Below are 13,592 nucleotides of genomic sequence, written 5' to 3'. Positions count from 1 at the left end.
CCTCTAAAGCAAAAACGGGCGCGAGAGTATAAGCCTCTCGCGCCCGTTTTTATATGACCGCTCGACTCAGCGGACTTTACCTTCTGCCTGCATCAGCTCTTCCTTGCTGAAATCATCCACGTCGATCACCTTGCGTCGCGCAGCCTCGGCATCGCGCAAGGTCTGTGCCTCGGCCGGTTGCAGCACGCCGGCCTGCAGGGCCGCGTCGATGGCATGCACGCCGGCAGCCGGCTTGACTTGGCCGCTTTTGAGCGCACTGTGGAGTTTTTTCTGCAAGGGGTGGCTGGCACCGAGCAGGTCGTAGGCATGTTGCAGGGCGCCCACGGGATCTTCTGCTGATTGCGGGCGATAACAGCCGGCCAGCAATTCTTCCAGGGTCGGGTCGCCCTTGGCGCGGCCGATCACGGCTGCCACTTCGGCATCCAGAGCGTCGGACGGCCCGGTATGACGACGCCCGAATGGGAACACGATCACCCGCAGCAGGCAGCCCAGCACCTTGTTCGGGAAGTTGCTCAGCAGCTCATCCAATGCGCGTTCCGATTCGCCCAGGCTTTCTTCCATGGCCCAGGCAAACAGCGGCTCCAGATGGTCCGGCGAGTCCAGGTCGTGATAACGCTTGAGCGCCGCCGACGCCAGGTACATGTGGCTGAGCACATCACCCAGGCGGGCGGACAGGCGTTCGCGGCGCTTGAGCTCGCCACCCAGCAACATCATGCTCAGGTCGGCCAGCAGGGCAAACGCAGCCGCCTGGCGGTTCAGGGCACGGAAGTAGCCCTGGCTCAACCGGTTGCCCGGAGCTTTTTCGAAGTGCCCGAAGCCCAGGTTCAGCACCAGGGTGCTGGCGGCGTTGCTTACGGCAAAACCGATGTGTTGCATCAGCAGGCCGTCGAATTCCTTCAACGCCTGGTCATGGTCTTCGCGGCCGGCCAGGGCCATTTCCTTGAGTACGAAGGGATGGCAGCGAATCGCGCCCTGGCCGAAGATCATCAGGTTACGCGAGAGGATATTTGCGCCTTCCACGGTGATGAAGATCGGTGCGCCCTGCCAGTTGCGGCCCAGGTAGTTGTTGGGGCCCATGATGATGCCCTTGCCGCCGTGCACGTCCATGGCGTGGCTGATGCACTCACGGCCGCGCTCGGTCAGGTGGTACTTGAGGATCGCCGACAGCACCGACGGCTTCTCGCCCAGGTCCACGGCGTTGGCGGTGAGCATGCGCGCGCTGTCCATCAGCCAGGCGTTGCCACCAATGCGTGCCAGGGCTTCCTGGATGCCTTCGAAGGCCGACAGCGGCACGTTGAACTGTTCGCGCACCTGGGCGTATTGCCCGGTCACCAGGCTGGTGAACTTGGCGGCGCCGGTGCCGACGGCGGGCAGCGAGATCGAACGGCCGACCGACAGGCAGTTCATCAGCATCATCCAGCCCTTGCCGAGCATTTCCTGGCCACCGATCAGGTATTCCAGGGGGATGAACACATCCTTGCCGGAGTTGGGGCCGTTCATGAAGGCGGCGCCAAGCGGCAGGTGACGACGGCCGATTTCCACGCCAGGGGTGTCGGTGGGAATCAATGCGAGGCTGATGCCCAGGTCTTCTTCTTCACCCAGCAGGTGATCCGGGTCATGAGCCTTGAAGGCCAGGCCGAGCAAGGTCGCGACCGGGCCGAGGGTGATGTAGCGCTTCTCCCAGTTCAGGCGCAGGCCGAGGGTTTCCTTGCCTTCCCATTCGCCTTTGCAGATCACGCCGGTGTCGGGCATGGCGCCCGCATCGGAGCCGGCCAGCGGGCCGGTGAGGGCGAAGCACGGGATGTCGTCGCCACGGGCCAGGCGCGGCAGGTAGTGGTTGCGTTGTTCGTCGGTGCCGTAGTGCAGCAGCAGTTCGGCCGGGCCGAGGGAGTTGGGGACCATCACGGTGGAGGCCAGGTCACCGCTGCGGGTCGCGAGCTTCATGGCAACCTGGGAGTGGGCATAGGCGGAAAAGCCCTTGCCACCGTACTCCTTGGGAATGATCAGGGCGAAGAAGCCATGGGTCTTGATGTGTTCCCAGGCTTGCGGCGGCAGGTCCATGGCCTGGCCGATTTCCCAGTCGCTGACCATGGCGCAGAGTTCTTCGGTGGGGCCGTCGATGAACGCCTGCTCTTCCTCGGTCAATTGCGCCTTGGGGTAGGCTAGCAATTTGTCCCAGTCGGGGCGGCCACTGAACAGCTCGCCGTCCCACCACACGGTACCGGCATCAATCGCATCGCGCTCGGTCTCGGACATCGGCGGCAGCACTTTCTGGAACCAGCTGAACAGCGGCTTGGTGAAGTATTGGCGGCGCAGGTCAGGCAGCAACAAAGGCGCGGCCACCACGGCCAGGAGCACCCAGAAGATCAGCAGCAGCCAACCCGGTGCGTGGCTCCAGGCGCCCATCGCCAGCAGGTAGACGGCGACCACGCCCAGGGCGGGCAGGGGGGCAGTACGGCGGTGTGCCAGGTAGGCGATGCCGACCACCAGCACCAGTATCCACAACAACAGCATATTCAATCCTCCGTGAACCAGGGGCGAAACCACCAGGGAGCTTAGTCGGCATCCGAACAAGCCGGGTGATCAGGGTGTAACAAGGTGTACTGGGCAAGCCATCAGCCGGCGCCGGCATTTGGCCGAATCGTCGTTATCTCTCTGGCAGGCCTGGTGGTTAAACTCCAGGCTCCCCTCGGAGATCAAGCTCATGAATACGTACTTGAGTCCCAGCCGCTTCATCGATAGTGACCACCCTGTGGTGGTGGAGTTCGCCGAGAAACATCGCGGAACCCGCCCGGATTTAAGTGACCAGGCAGTCAGTCTTTACTACGCGGTGCGTGAGGCAATTCGCTACAACCCCTATACCTTCAGCCGTGACCCCGACACCTTGAGCGCCAGCTTCGCCCTGGCGGCCGGCGAAGGCTACTGCGTACCCAAAGCCACGTTGCTCGCCGCTTGCGCGCGCCACTGCGGCATTCCCGCACGCATTGGCCTAGCGGACGTGCGCAACCACCTGTCCACACCGCGGCTGCTCGCCCTGCTCAAAAGTGACGTGTTCGCCATGCACGGTTATACCGAGCTTTACCTGAACGGCCGCTGGGTCAAGGCCACTCCGGCGTTCAACCAACAACTGTGCGAGGTGTTCGACGTGCCGCCGTTGGAATTCGATGGGCTGCACGACAGCGTGTTCCACGCGTTCAATCGCCAGGGCCAGCGTTCTATGGAGTACGTGGTGGACCACGGGCAATTTGCTGACGTGCCCGAAGCATTTTTCTTCGGGCATATCCGCCAGTGCTACCCGCACCTGTTTGGCGATGATGCGCCGACCTTGCTCGGCGATATGCAGGGCGATTTAAGCCGCGGCTGAACCGGCGTATGCTGCTGCGTTCATCAAGCCATGTTCATCAACGATAAGGCGCGGTCATGCTGAAGATCTGGGGTCGTAAAAATTCATCAAACGTCAGGAAAGCACTGTGGTGCGCCGAGGAACTCGGCCTGGACTATGAAGCAATTGATGCGGGCGGGGCTTTTGGTGTGGTCGATACCCCGCAATACCGGGCCATGAACCCCAATGGCCGGGTACCGGTGATCGAAGATGGCGACTTTGTGCTGTGGGAATCCAACACCATCGTGCGTTACCTGTGCGCCAAGCAGGCATCGGACTTTTACCCCAGCGACTTGCAAGCCCGGGCCAACGCCGAAAAGTGGATGGACTGGACCACTTCCACGCTCGCCGATCCTTTCAAGGCGGTGTTCTGGGGCATCGTGCGCACCCCGGCTGACCAGCAAAACTGGGACAGTATCAATGCCGGGCGCCAAGCCTGTATCGATGCGCTCAAAACCGTGGACCAAGCTCTCGCCGAGCAACCCTACCTGTCCGGCCAGGCGTTCGGCATGGGCGATATCCCCTTGGGCTGCTTCATCTACGCCTGGTTCGAAATGCCCATCGAACGCCCTGCCATGCGCCATCTGGAGGGCTGGTACCAGCGCCTGCAGCAGCGCCCGGCCTACCGCAAGGCGGTGATGACCGCGTTGACTTAATACACACTATTAATACGGGTGACTGTACTTGTGCGGCATGGGCACGCACCATGCTCGCACTGCATCGCAGGTTGAACTACCTGCGGTGTGCCTTCATCTATTCTTTCTATTCCCTTCTTTGGTGCGTACTTCCATATGAGTTCCGCTCTGTCCATCCGGCAGCTAACCAAAACCTACGGCAACGGTTTCCAGGCCCTGAGTGGTATCGATCTGGACGTTGCCGAAGGTGACTTCTTCGCCTTGCTCGGCCCCAACGGTGCCGGCAAATCCACCACCATTGGCATTCTCTCCACCCTGGTCAACAAGACCAGCGGCACGGTGAATATCTTCGGGCATGACCTGGACAAATCCCCGGCGGCGCTCAAGCGCTCCATTGGTGTGGTGCCCCAGGAATTCAATTTCAACCAGTTCGAAAAGACCTTCGACATTGTCGTGACCCAGGCTGGCTACTACGGCATTCCGGCGAAAGTCGCCAAGGAACGCGCCGAGCAGTACCTCACCCAACTGGGCCTGTGGGACAAGCGTGACGTGCCTTCGCGCTCGCTGTCCGGTGGCATGAAGCGCCGCCTGATGATCGCCCGCGCCCTGGTGCATGAGCCGCGCCTGTTGATCCTCGACGAACCTACCGCCGGCGTGGACATCGAGCTGCGCCGCTCGATGTGGACCTTCCTCACCGAACTGAACGAGAAGGGCATCACCATCATCCTCACCACCCACTACCTGGAAGAGGCTGAGCAGTTGTGCCGCAACATCGGCATCATCGACCACGGCACCATTGTCGAGAACACCAGCATGCGCAACCTGCTGGGCCAGTTGCATGTGGAAACTTTCCTGCTCGACCTGAAGAACAACCTGTCGGTGGCGCCGCAGTTGCTCGGCTACCCAAGCCGGCTGGTGGACAGCCACACCCTGGAGGTGCAGGTGGATAAAGCCATGGGCATCACCGCGCTGTTCACCCAGTTGGCGACTCAGAACATCGAAGTGTTGAGCCTGCGTAATAAAACCAATCGCCTTGAGGAGTTGTTCGTGTCCCTGGTGGAGAAAAATCTGGCGAAGGTGGCGGTATGAGTTCCGAACTGCAACCCAACCTTGTCGCGCTGCAAACCATTGTCTATCGCGAAGTGAAGCGCTTTACCCGGATCTGGCCGCAGACCCTGCTGCCACCGGCGATCACCATGGTCCTGTACTTTGTGATCTTCGGTAACCTGATCGGCCGGCAGATCGGCGACATGGGTGGCTTCACCTACATGGAATACATTGTGCCGGGACTGATCATGATGTCGGTGATCACCAACTCCTACGGCAACGTGGTGTCGAGTTTCTTTGGCAGCAAGTTCCAGCGCTCCATCGAAGAGCTGATGGTCTCGCCGGTGTCACCGCACACCATCCTCATCGGCTACACCCTGGGCGGCGTGTTGCGTGGCCTGATGGTGGGAGTGATCGTGACGCTGCTGTCGCTGTTCTTTACCCACCTGCAGGTGCATCACCTTGGGGTCACTATTCTGGTGGTCGTGCTGACGGCGACGATCTTCTCGCTGCTGGGCTTTATCAACGCCGTGTTCGCACGCAACTTCGATGATATTTCCATCATTCCGACCTTCGTGCTCACGCCGCTGACCTACCTGGGCGGGGTGTTTTACTCCATCACCTTGCTGCCGCCGTTCTGGCAGACGGTGTCCCTGGCCAACCCGGTGCTGCACATGGTCAATGCCTTCCGCTACGGCATTCTGGGCGTGTCGGATATCAAGATCAGTGTGGCGATCACTTTCATGATCGTCGCCACCATCGTCTTGTATATCGGCTGCGCGCGGTTGCTGGTGAGTGGGCGTGGGATGCGTACCTAGCCGCTGACGGCACGCGGTACAAAATGTGGGAGCGGGCTTGCTCGCGAATGCGGTAGATCAGTTGCTGATGCATTGACTGACACGACGCCTTCGCGAGCAAGCCCGCTCCCACATTTGCTATGTGCAGGGCTTTAAGCCTTCAGTGCCAGCTCGATCAGGGCATGCAGTTCTTCTACCGCCAACGGTTGGGCCGAAAACAGAATACGAAATACCGTCGGTGCGGCGAGCAGGTTGATCAGATGGTCAACGCTCGGCGGCTGTTCCTGCGGATAGCGATCAACAATCACCTGCAACTGCCCACTCAGGATGCTCACGCAATACCCTGGCGTAGGGCTGCTTTGCACGTCGCGCATCATGTTGCGGCCTACGTCCGAACTCATCTCATCCAGGTATTGCTCGGCCCAGGCTTGCAGGTCGCCACGCAGGCTACCGGTGTTGGCCGGTTCGGTATCGGGGCGCATTCGGGCGAGGGCGACGTCGGCGAGCAGTACTGACAGATCGCCCCAGCGCCGGTAAATGGTCGACGGCGTGACGCCAGCACATGCGGCAATCATCGGCACGGTGACGCTGGAACGCTCATGGGCTTCCAGCAATTCGCGCACCGCTCTGTGGACGGATTCTTGTACCCGGGCACTACGGCCCCCCGGGCGGAGGCCTTCTTTGATCGCCATGGGCAAGACCTTAACACAAAGAATTTGCTTTAAGCGCCAGCGAATAGCACACTGCACAAAAGCAAAATATTAGCTTTAGCGGAGCGTGCCCATGTCCAGTGTCATCTCTCAGCGGTCCAGCCTGGCGTTTCTGGTGATCACGGTGCTGACCTTTCTCGCCGCCTCCAGCGCGCCGACGCCGTTGTACCAGGTGTATCAAGACCACCTGCATTTTTCGGCGGCCATGCTCACGGCCATCTTTGGTGTCTATGCCGTGAGCCTGCTGGCGGCGCTGCTGACGGTGGGGTCGCTCTCGGATTACCTGGGGCGCAAGCCGGTGATCTTCGCCGCGCTGCTGCTCAATAGTGTGGCGATGCTGCTGTTTATCGTTGCTGACAGCACCGCCTGCCTGCTGGCCGCCCGCGCGTTGCAGGGCTTCGCGACTGGCACTGCCACAGCGGTATTGAGTGCGACGCTGCTCGATACCGACCGTGTCCGCGGCCCGATGCTCAACAGCCTCGCACCGATGCTCGGCATGGCCAGTGGTGGCCTGGGCAGCGGGCTGCTGGTGGAGTTCGCGCCGTGGCCAACCCAATTGATCTATTACACCCTGCTGGGCTTGATGGTGTTGCAGGCTCTTTATGTCTGGCGCCTGCCTGAAACGGTCAGCCGCATACCAGGCGCCTTGAAGTCCCTGGCGCCAACTCTGCATGTGCCACCGCAGGCGCGCCGCGCCTTGTGGCTGGCGATGCCATTGAATGTGGCCGTGTGGGCGCTGGGTGGGTTCTTTTCCTCGTTGGCGCCGTCGTTGGTGCGTGTCGCCACGGGGTCGACCTCGCACTTGATCGGCGGCGGGCTGGTGGCGGTGGTGACCTTGAGCGGCGCGGTGATGATCTACAGCCTGCGCAACCACGCGGCTGACAGGGTCATGCGCCTGTCGGCTGCACTGCTGGCCGTGGGCGTGGGGTTGCTGCTGGTTGCCGTAAGCACCGCCAGCCTGTGGCTGTTCTTTGTCGCCAGCGTGATCGCAGGCCTGGGTTTCGGCGGCGGCTTCATGGGCAGTGTGCGCAGTATCGTGGGCCTGGCGTTGCCCCATGAGCGGGCGGGCCTGATGTCGGCGTTCTATGTATTGAGCTACCTGGCGTTCTGCGTGCCGGCGCTGTTGGCGGGTAACCTGAGCCGTGTGTTTGGACTGATCGTGACCACGGACGGCTACGGTGCGGTGCTTATCTTGCTGTCTCTGGGGGCCCTTGGTGGGTTGTTGTGGCGGGACTCGGCGCAGGCTAGGGCGAGGGCATGATCGTGGTTAATATAGATAAAACAGATAACAGTTAGAGATATTACCCGTTATATAGATATTCGATCAGGTTCTATCATGGCCTCAACCTCATATGAGGAAGAGGATTAACCCATGACCTGCTCGACCACTCACCGCTACAAACCCTTCAGTCACCTGGCCCGTCCCCGGGAAGTGATTCGCCAGTTCACCCCGAACTGGTTTGCCGCGACCATGGGCACCGGTGTGCTGGCGCTGGCCTTGGCCCAGCTGCCAGTCAACCTGCCCGGCTTGCACGCTGTCGCCGAAGGCCTGTGGCTGTTCACCATTGGCCTGTTTGTGCTGTTCAGCGTGCTGTATGCCGCCCGCTGGGTGATGTTTTTCCACGAGGCGCGACGCATCTTCGGGCACTCCACCGTCTCGATGTTTTTCGGCACCATCCCCATGGGGCTGGCGACCATTCTTAATGGCTTGCTGCTGTTCGGCCTGCCGCGCTGGGGCGGTGATGTGATCCCGTTGGCCCAAGCCTTGTGGTGGCTGGACGTCGCCATGTCCCTGGCCTGCGGCGTACTGATCCCGTTCATGATGTTCACCCGCCAAGAGCACAGCATCGACCAGATGACCGCCGTCTGGCTGTTGCCCGTGGTGGCTGCCGAAGTGGCAGCGGCCAGCGGCGGCTTGCTCGCGCCGCACTTGGCCGATGCCCATTCGCAGTTGGTGATGTTGGTGACCAGCTACGTGCTGTGGGCGTTTTCCCTGCCGGTAGCGTTCAGCATCCTGACCATCCTGATGCTGCGCATGGCCTTGCATAAGTTGCCTCACGCCAACATGGCAGCGTCGAGCTGGTTGGCGCTGGGCCCGATCGGTACCGGTGCCCTGGGCATGTTGCTGCTCGGTACGGATGCCCCTGGGATCTTCGCCGCCAATGGCCTGGCCAGTGTCGGTGAAATGGCCCATGGCCTGGGCGTGATTGCGGGCATCACCCTGTGGGGCTTCGGCTTGTGGTGGATGTTGATTGCGGTGTTGATCACCCTGCGTTACCTGCGCGCCGGTATCCCGTTCAACCTGGGCTGGTGGGGTTTCACCTTCCCATTGGGGGTTTACGCCTTGGCCACGCTTAAATTGGCGAGCCTGTTGCAGTTGGCGTTTTTCAGTGTGTTTGGCAGTGTGCTGGTGGTTGCGCTGGCGCTGATGTGGTTGATCGTGGCCAAGCGCACCGTGCAGGGCGCTTATAAAGGCGAGCTTTTTGTTTCGCCTTGTATTGCCGGGCTAGCGAATAAGTAAGCAGGATTAGGTAAAGTCGTGGCCTGATAAATAAAGGCCACGCAGGAACACGGACGACGATGAGCCATCCTTCCCAATTCACCTTGCTGCGCACGCGGCGCTTCTTGCCGTTTTTCATTACCCAGTTGCTGGGCGCGTTCAACGACAACATCTTCAAGCAGTCGCTGATCCTGGCCATCCTTTACAAGCTCACCATCGAGGGCGACCGCTCCATCTGGGTCAACCTGTGTGCCTTGTTGTTTATCCTGCCGTTCTTCCTGTTCTCGGCGTTGGCCGGGCAGTTTGGCGAGAAATTCAACAAGGACGCATTGATTCGTGCGATCAAGATCGGCGAGATCGTGATCATGGCCGTCGGCGCGGCGGGCTTCCTGACCAATCATCTTGAATTGATGCTGTTGGCGCTGTTTGCCATGGGCACGCACTCGGCGCTGTTCGGCCCGGTGAAGTACTCGATCATGCCCCAGGCCTTGCACGACGATGAGTTGGTCGGCGGTAACGGCCTGGTGGAGATGGGCACGTTCCTGGCGATTCTCGCCGGCACTATCGGTGCCGGGATCATGATGTCTTCCACCCATTACGCGCCGGTGGTGGCGGTGGCGATTGTGGCCGTGGCGGTGCTGGGCTACCTGGCCAGCCGCAGCATCCCGCGCGCAGCGGCTTCGACACCGCAACTGCGCCTGGACTGGAATATCTTCACTCAGTCGTGGGCGACGTTGCGCATGGGCCTGGGGCAGACGCCGGCAGTGTCGCGCTCCATTGTCGGCAACTCGTGGTTCTGGTTTGTCGGTGCGATCTATCTCACGCAAATCCCGGCGTACGCCAAGGAGTGGTTGTACGGCGACGAAACCGTGGTGACCTTGATCCTAACGGTGTTCTCGGTGGGCATCGCCCTGGGCTCGATGCTGTGCGAAAAGCTCTCCGGGCGTAAGGTAGAAATCGGCCTGGTGCCGTTTGGTTCGTTTGGCCTGACCGTGTTCGGCCTGCTGTTGTGGTGGCACTCCGGCGGCTTCCCGCAGAACGTGCAACCCAACGATTGGCTCGCGGTGCTCAGCTACGGCCAGGCGTGGTGGGTGCTGCTCGATATCCTCGGCCTGGGTGTGTTCGGCGGCTTTTACATCGTGCCGCTGTATGCGCTGATCCAGTCGCGCACCGCCGAGAACGAACGGGCGCGGGTGATTGCGGCCAACAACATTCTCAATGCACTGTTCATGGTGGTCTCGGCCATCGTTTCGATCCTGCTGTTGAGCGTGGCCAAGCTGTCGATTCCCGAGCTGTTCCTGGTGGTGTCGCTGCTCAACATCGCGGTTAACACTTACATCTTCAAAATCGTCCCCGAGTTCACCATGCGCTTCATGATCTGGCTGCTCAGCCATTCCATGTACCGCGTGGAGCATCGCAACCTGCAAGCCATTCCGGATGAAGGCGCGGCGTTACTGGTGTGCAACCATGTGTCGTTTGTCGATGCGCTGTTGATTGGCGGCGCAGTACGTCGGCCGATTCGCTTTGTCATGTACTACAAGATCTACCGCTTGCCGGTGCTCAATTTTATCTTCCGCACCGCCGGGGCGATTCCGATTGCCGGGCGCCATGAAGACATCCAGATCTACGAACAGGCGTTCGCGCGCATTGCCCAGTACCTCAAGGATGGCGAGTTGGTGTGCATCTTCCCGGAAGGCAAGCTGACAGCCGATGGCGAGATGAATGAGTTCCGGGGTGGGGTAACGCGTATCCTGGAGGAGACGCCGGTGCCGGTGATCCCGATGGCATTGCAGGGGTTGTGGGGGAGTTTCTTCAGCCGCGATCCGAACAAGGGCTTCTTCCATCGGATCTGGTCGCGGGTAGTGTTGGTGGCTGGGGAGCCGATTGCTGTGGAGGCGGCAACGCCGGTGCAGTTGCAGGCTGTGGTGGGTGGTTTACGCGGGAGTGTCAGGTAGCTTGTCGTTGTTTGTCAGGGCCTCATCGCAGGCAAGCCAGCTCCCACATTTGATTGTATTCACAATTCAAAAGGTGGGAGCTGGCTTGCCTGCGATAGCGGTAGTGGCTTAAGTGGAAACCTTGAGCCCAATGAGTCCACAAATAATCAACGCCACACTGGCCAACCGAAACAACGCCATGGACTCCCCAAACAGGATAATCCCGGCAATTACGGTGCCCACGGCGCCCACGCCGGTCCAGATGGCATAGGCGGTGCCCAGCGGCAGCTCCTTCATGGCCAGCCCCAGCAACCCAAGGCTGACCGCCATGGCGGCAATCGTCAGGGCGGTGGGCAGCGGCTTGCTGAACCCGTCGGTGTACTTCAGGCCGACGGCCCAGCCCACTTCAAACAACCCGGCAAAAAACAGAATGATCCAGGACATGATGACCTCGCTTCTATCAAAGTGGGGTCGTCCCCGGGTAACCGCTTGATAGCGTCGCGAGGTCGTCCTCGCGTAGTTCGCTAGAGTGCCGAAATTAAATCAGGTGATCAAGTTTACGGCGCGGCTTGCAGCGCACGGCTGTTTTGTGCTCGCTCATGCGACGTCAATGGCTGCCCCTTTTAAATTGAGGGGTTTGGGAGAAGTCGCCGGTGTGCAGGTTGAGTTCTACGTTTTAGCGCAGGAGTCAGGAAGTTTTCGCCCAATGGCAAGGAACGGCCTCCACCAGTAACACCACAAAAGATTCGTAAGTCCGAGTGTTAATTGGAGGTACACAATGGAAACTTCTTCTGTTGCAGCATCACCCGGTTCGCGATCTTACGAAAATGAAAATAACAACGAAAGTCATCGCCAGGCGGCTGATCCTGCCAGGCAGGAAGCACGCGCTGCTCCAAACACGGCGAATGTGCAGTTGATGTTTAACAACGCAAATGATGCTCCCCCGGTAGAGTTCAGTTCTGCCCGGGCGGGACCGATTACCTATGGTGAAAACACCAGCGGCGATAACGAGTCTCAGCGGCAGGCGAGGCAAGCTGCTGCGTCGCAGGACGAACCGTACTACCGGTATGGTCCTAGTCGAGAGGAAGTCAAGGCTGCTGCCCGTGGTCAGCAAGGACAAATAAATTTTGGCGGGCAAGAGCCTGTTCGCATCAGTACGGACCATTATGAAGATGACAATGTCACCATTGAGCGCGGCTCCGCCAATGACGCTGATGATCCTTCAAAGCAAAGTGAGCATGTTCTGTTATCTACCGGTGATGGCGACGACAGAGTCCATGTTGAAAGAGGCAGAGATGGAGGGCTTGTTGCGCACGTTAATGGACAGTCGTACCACCTGCCTTTCCAAAATTACTCTGCTGATCAACAGCGTCTTTACATTGATACCGCGGGTGGGCGCGATGGCGTCAGTCTCGACTATGGGGGGCGTGAGCAAACCTTTGTCAATCTCGGCGCGGGTAACGATATCTTCTATGGCGGGGCAGGCCGGACAAATGTATTTGGTGGAGACGGTTCTGACATCATCAACCTGGGCAGCGGTGATAGCTATGCAGAGGGAAATGATGGCAATGACTTCATCACCGGCGGTACTGGCAATACGGTGATATATGGTGGCAAGGGGAGTGATGAGCTGCGTGCGGGCGGTGGTCCGGATGCAAAAATCAGCTACGTGGACGGAGGACAGGGTAACGATTTAATTTATGGCGGCAGAGGGCGCAATATATTGCATGGCGGGGGCGGTGACGACATCATTTATGGTGGTGACCGCAATGTTATATACACGGGACGAGGGCAGGACACCGTCACGACTTATAACCCATCCGATATCGTATATGGGCAACGCGGGGTGGATAATTTTAATGGCGTGCGTTCACCTGCAAACGTTCGTCATTTAGACGCTTCGAGTAACGGTAGCAGCATCAAGATCGAGGGGAGCGAAGATTTCATCCAAAATATGGAAGACAACCTGGAGTTTCTGCGCAGCTCACCCACCGGGCAGGGGATGCTGGCAGAAATCGATTCCCTTGCCGCGCCGATTACCCTTCGAGAGGGAGTGGATGGAAGCTCCTACCATCATCGCGATCCAGATAGCCCTCCCTCGCCTCAAGACGCCAATCGTCTCGAAAATGACCCCGCGTACGGCTTTATATCAAACGGTGTCCGAGGGGCGCCTGCGACTAATCCCGTGCTGATTCATGAGCGAAGTTTCATCACTCCCGGACACGGGCGCCCCCCTGCCGTGATTCTCTTTCACGAGCTTAGTCATGCGGTCAACGGCGGTCAGGGTACCTTTCTACCGGGCTATACGTTTGTAGGCCATCCTGATCCGGACTTTGCCTGGGAGAGAAACCTGGAACGCCAGGCCGTTGGACTTCCTACCAGTCATCAGCCTTTTCAGTTTCTGGGTCGTAACTTTTCGGCCTCCACCTACAACCCATGGCCGTATAACGAAAACGCTCTGCTGGCGGAGTTGAATTTGCCTCCACGTCAAAGATACTTCGACTAAGGCATTAATACAGCGCTCAGAGGTGTTGAAGCATAGGTGCAAGCAAGGCCCTGCACTTGCTTGCGCCACGTTCGCTATAGG

General features: G+C 59.6%; 11 protein-coding genes. 8 read left to right on the top strand and 3 right to left on the bottom strand.

Going from position 1 to position 13,592, the window contains the following annotated elements:
- Nucleotides 1-66: 66 nt before the first annotated feature.
- Nucleotides 67-2,514 (bottom strand): acyl-CoA dehydrogenase, encoded by a 2,448-nt coding sequence (locus ODQ19_RS20475; RefSeq protein ID WP_330211091.1) that lies wholly within the window; start codon nucleotides 2,512-2,514, stop codon nucleotides 67-69.
- A 190-nt stretch (nucleotides 2,515-2,704) separates the two neighbouring features.
- Between ODQ19_RS20475 and ODQ19_RS20470 the strand changes: the two genes are divergently transcribed.
- From ODQ19_RS20470 to ODQ19_RS20455, 4 genes are all read left to right on the top strand, one after another.
- Entirely contained in the window at nucleotides 2,705-3,364 is a 660-nt protein-coding gene (locus tag ODQ19_RS20470) for a transglutaminase-like domain-containing protein (protein WP_330211090.1), read from the top strand.
- Between the two features lie 56 nt (nucleotides 3,365-3,420).
- A complete protein-coding gene (locus ODQ19_RS20465; protein ID WP_330211089.1) occupies nucleotides 3,421-4,038 on the top strand; it encodes a glutathione S-transferase family protein in 618 nt (205 codons plus the stop codon).
- 135 nt (nucleotides 4,039-4,173) lie between these two features.
- Nucleotides 4,174-5,106 carry an ABC transporter ATP-binding protein gene (locus ODQ19_RS20460; RefSeq protein WP_014717781.1) on the top strand — a complete coding sequence of 311 codons (933 nt, stop codon included), beginning with the start codon at nucleotides 4,174-4,176 and terminating at the stop codon, nucleotides 5,104-5,106.
- Complete coding sequence (locus ODQ19_RS20455; protein ID WP_003190115.1) at nucleotides 5,103-5,882, top strand: ABC transporter permease; 780 nt, start codon at nucleotides 5,103-5,105, stop codon at nucleotides 5,880-5,882. Before ODQ19_RS20460 ends, ODQ19_RS20455 begins: the two co-directional genes overlap by 4 nt.
- A 131-nt stretch (nucleotides 5,883-6,013) precedes the next feature.
- On the opposite strand, the gene ODQ19_RS20450 is transcribed toward ODQ19_RS20455, so the two are convergent.
- Entirely contained in the window at nucleotides 6,014-6,553 is a 540-nt protein-coding gene (locus tag ODQ19_RS20450; RefSeq protein ID WP_116666480.1) for a TetR/AcrR family transcriptional regulator, read from the bottom strand.
- Between the two features lie 91 nt (nucleotides 6,554-6,644).
- Here ODQ19_RS20450 and ODQ19_RS20445 point away from each other — a divergent pair, with 91 nt between their 5' ends.
- The 3 genes from ODQ19_RS20445 (at nucleotide 6,645) to ODQ19_RS20435 (ending at nucleotide 11,026) form a co-directional block, all read left to right on the top strand.
- Nucleotides 6,645-7,832, top strand: a complete 1,188-nt coding sequence (locus tag ODQ19_RS20445) for an MFS transporter (RefSeq protein WP_330211088.1) — start codon at nucleotides 6,645-6,647, stop codon at nucleotides 7,830-7,832.
- A 111-nt stretch (nucleotides 7,833-7,943) separates the two neighbouring features.
- Entirely contained in the window at nucleotides 7,944-9,092 is a 1,149-nt protein-coding gene (locus tag ODQ19_RS20440; RefSeq protein ID WP_330211087.1) for a TDT family transporter, read from the top strand.
- Between the two features lie 59 nt (nucleotides 9,093-9,151).
- On the top strand, nucleotides 9,152-11,026 hold the full coding sequence (locus ODQ19_RS20435; RefSeq protein ID WP_330211086.1) for an MFS transporter: 1,875 nt from the start codon (nucleotides 9,152-9,154) through the stop codon (nucleotides 11,024-11,026).
- Nucleotides 11,027-11,134: 108 nt separating this feature from the next.
- Here the strand turns inward: ODQ19_RS20435 and sugE are convergent, their stop codons facing one another.
- Nucleotides 11,135-11,449 carry a quaternary ammonium compound efflux SMR transporter SugE gene (gene sugE / locus ODQ19_RS20430; protein WP_116666484.1) on the bottom strand — a complete coding sequence of 105 codons (315 nt, stop codon included), beginning with the start codon at nucleotides 11,447-11,449 and terminating at the stop codon, nucleotides 11,135-11,137.
- A 334-nt stretch (nucleotides 11,450-11,783) separates the two neighbouring features.
- Between sugE and ODQ19_RS20425 the strand changes: the two genes are divergently transcribed.
- Nucleotides 11,784-13,511, top strand: coding sequence for a M91 family zinc metallopeptidase (locus tag ODQ19_RS20425; RefSeq protein WP_330211085.1), 1,728 nt, complete (start codon nucleotides 11,784-11,786; stop codon nucleotides 13,509-13,511).
- Nucleotides 13,512-13,592 lie beyond the last annotated feature (81 nt).

The sequence above is a fragment of the Pseudomonas sp. AM4(2022) genome (assembly GCF_036346515.1).
GTDB lineage: Bacteria > Pseudomonadota > Gammaproteobacteria > Pseudomonadales > Pseudomonadaceae > Aquipseudomonas > Aquipseudomonas paracarnis.
The sequence above is the reverse complement of the archived record's forward strand: the minus strand, read 5'-3'. Positions and strand labels throughout refer to the sequence as shown.

Excerpts from the sequence above, each read along its gene's own strand:
- ODQ19_RS20475 (WP_330211091.1), bottom strand. The coding sequence starts at position 2,514 with ATGCTGTTGTTGTGGATACTGGTGCTGGTGGTCGGCATCGCCTACCTG.
- ODQ19_RS20470 (WP_330211090.1), top strand. The coding sequence starts at position 2,705 with ATGAATACGTACTTGAGTCCCAGCCGCTTCATCGATAGTGACCACCCT.
- ODQ19_RS20465 (WP_330211089.1), top strand. The coding sequence starts at position 3,421 with ATGCTGAAGATCTGGGGTCGTAAAAATTCATCAAACGTCAGGAAAGCA.
- ODQ19_RS20460 (WP_014717781.1), top strand. The coding sequence starts at position 4,174 with ATGAGTTCCGCTCTGTCCATCCGGCAGCTAACCAAAACCTACGGCAAC.
- ODQ19_RS20455 (WP_003190115.1), top strand. The coding sequence starts at position 5,103 with ATGAGTTCCGAACTGCAACCCAACCTTGTCGCGCTGCAAACCATTGTC.
- ODQ19_RS20450 (WP_116666480.1), bottom strand. The coding sequence starts at position 6,553 with ATGGCGATCAAAGAAGGCCTCCGCCCGGGGGGCCGTAGTGCCCGGGTA.
- ODQ19_RS20445 (WP_330211088.1), top strand. The coding sequence starts at position 6,645 with ATGTCCAGTGTCATCTCTCAGCGGTCCAGCCTGGCGTTTCTGGTGATC.
- ODQ19_RS20440 (WP_330211087.1), top strand. The coding sequence starts at position 7,944 with ATGACCTGCTCGACCACTCACCGCTACAAACCCTTCAGTCACCTGGCC.
- ODQ19_RS20435 (WP_330211086.1), top strand. The coding sequence starts at position 9,152 with ATGAGCCATCCTTCCCAATTCACCTTGCTGCGCACGCGGCGCTTCTTG.
- sugE (WP_116666484.1), bottom strand. The coding sequence starts at position 11,449 with ATGTCCTGGATCATTCTGTTTTTTGCCGGGTTGTTTGAAGTGGGCTGG.
- ODQ19_RS20425 (WP_330211085.1), top strand. The coding sequence starts at position 11,784 with ATGGAAACTTCTTCTGTTGCAGCATCACCCGGTTCGCGATCTTACGAA.